Here is a 439-nt window from a genome sequence, read left to right as displayed (position 1 = left end):
TGCTGCTGGAGACGGCGTGGGAGACCTTCGAGCACGCCGGGATCGACCCGACGACCCTGCGGGGCAGCCGGACCGGCCTCTACGTCGGCGTTCCCCCCGCCGACTACGGCCAGCGGCGCGGCGAGGCCGACGACGTCGAGGGGTTCATGCTCACCGGCAACACCTGCAGCGTCGCCTCCGGACGCATCGCCTACGTCTTCGGCCTCGAAGGACCGGTCACCTCCGTCGACACGGCGTGCTCCTCCGCCCTGGTCGCCCTGCACCAGGCGGTCCGCGCCCTGCGCGCGGGGGAGTGCGGCATGGCGCTGGCCGGCGGGGTGACCGTGATGGCGGGCCCCGGGATCTTCCTGGAGTTCTCCCGCCAGCGGGGCCTGGCCAAGGACGGGCGGTGCAAGTCGTTCTCCGACGACGCCGACGGCACCGGCTGGTCCGAGGGCGC

1 protein-coding gene is annotated in these 439 nt (G+C 74.0%); it reads left to right on the top strand.

Translation table 11 applies throughout. The features are described from left to right. A partial coding sequence (locus E0D90_RS26085) for a beta-ketoacyl synthase N-terminal-like domain-containing protein (protein WP_130800353.1) occupies positions 1-439 on the top strand: 439 nt, incomplete at both ends.

Origin of the sequence: Streptomyces otsuchiensis (assembly GCF_004305975.1) — a bacterium.
Lineage (GTDB): Bacteria > Actinomycetota > Actinomycetes > Streptomycetales > Streptomycetaceae > Streptomyces > Streptomyces otsuchiensis.
Note: the sequence above shows the minus strand (reverse complement) of the source record. Positions and strands in the feature narration are given on the sequence as shown.